At 67.7% G+C, this 1,415-nt stretch carries 2 protein-coding genes; one reads left to right on the top strand and one right to left on the bottom strand.

What is annotated here, in order from left to right; all coding sequences use genetic code 11:
- On the bottom strand, positions 1 to 226 hold a 226-nt coding region (locus tag IB230_RS19885; protein WP_255430512.1), incomplete at its 3' end, for a hypothetical protein.
- On the opposite strand from IB230_RS19885, the gene IB230_RS19605 reads away from it, so the two are divergent.
- A partial coding sequence (locus tag IB230_RS19605) for a hypothetical protein (RefSeq protein ID WP_343227375.1) occupies positions 216 to 1,415 on the top strand: 1,200 nt, incomplete at its 3' end. The genes IB230_RS19885 and IB230_RS19605 overlap by 11 nt on opposite strands.

Genomic DNA, 1,415 nt, shown 5'->3' with positions numbered 1-1,415 from the left:
TCACGGTGACCAACAACGGCACGGCGCCGACGACGGCCATCGCGACGGTGACCGATGCGGTGCCGGCGGGCCTGACGATCAACTCGGCGACCGGCTGCTCAATCAGTGGCCAGACCGTGACCTGTTCGGTACCGGCGAACCTGTCGAACGTGGCGCCAGGCAATACGAGAAGCTTCACGATCAATGTGACGCCGACGGCATCGGCAGCGTCCAGCGTGTCGAACACGGCGGTGGTGACCGGCGGCGGTGACCCGGACTGCGTGGGCACCGGCTGCACCACGCCGCCAGTGGTCACGACGGTCACGGCACCGAACCTGGTGATTGCCAAGAGCGGTCCGGCGACAGCGGTAGTGGGCACGGCCTACAACTACGTCGTCACGGTGACCAACAACGGCACGGCGCCGACGACGGCCATCGCGACGGTGACCGATGCGGTGCCGGCGGGCCTGACGATCAATTCGGCAACCGGCTGCTCGATCAGCGGCCAGACCGTGACCTGCCCGGTGGCGGCGGGTCTGTCGAACGTGGCGCCGGGGAACACGGCGAGCTTCACGATCAACGTGACGCCGACGGCATCGGCAGCGGCCAGCGTGTCGAACACGGCGGTCGTGACCGGTGGTGGCGATCCGGACTGCGTGGGCACCGGCTGCACCACGCCGCCGGTGGTCACGACGGTGAGACCGACCATCGACGCGGTGGACGACAGCTACACCGTTCCTGCTGCGGGCGGCACGACTGCCAGCGTCATCGCCAACGACACCACTAACAATGTGGCGGCGGTCATCGGTACCAATGTCACGCTGACGCCGGGTGTGGCACCTGTGCCCGCGATTGGCAGCATCACGATGGCTGCCAACGGCACCATCACCGTGGCTGCGAACACCGCAGCGGGTAGCTACAGCTATCCCTACCAGATCTGCACCAGCCCTGCGACGGTGCCCGTGACCTGCGACAGTGCTGTCGCGACCGTCGTCATCGCGGCGGCACCCGCGCTGACGATCGACAAGTCGGCTGGCGCCCCGAGCGGTGGCACGGTGGGCAGTACGATCGCCTATTCGTTCCTGGTGACCAACACTGGCAACACCCCCCTGACGGGCATCGTGATCAACGATCCGCTCCTGACGGTAGCAGCGGCATGTCCGGTGACCGCGCTGGCTCCGGGTGCGAGCACCACCTGCACGGCCAGTTATGCGATCACCCAGGCGAACATCGATGCCGGTGTGGTGAACAACAGCGCCACGGCCACGGGCACGCCCCCCTCCGCCCCGGCCGTGACCTCGCCGCCTGACACGACGACCACGCCGATCACGCAGAGCTCGGCTCTGACGGTGGCCAAGAGTGTGACCTCGACGGGTCCGTACGCGCTGGGCTCGACGATCAGCTACAGCGTGGTGGCGACCAACAGCGGCACGGTG

Source organism: Pseudoxanthomonas sp. PXM01 (assembly GCF_014851815.1).
Lineage (GTDB): Bacteria > Pseudomonadota > Gammaproteobacteria > Xanthomonadales > Xanthomonadaceae > Pseudoxanthomonas_A.
The sequence above is the reverse complement of the archived record's forward strand: the minus strand, read 5'-3'. Positions and strand labels throughout refer to the sequence as shown.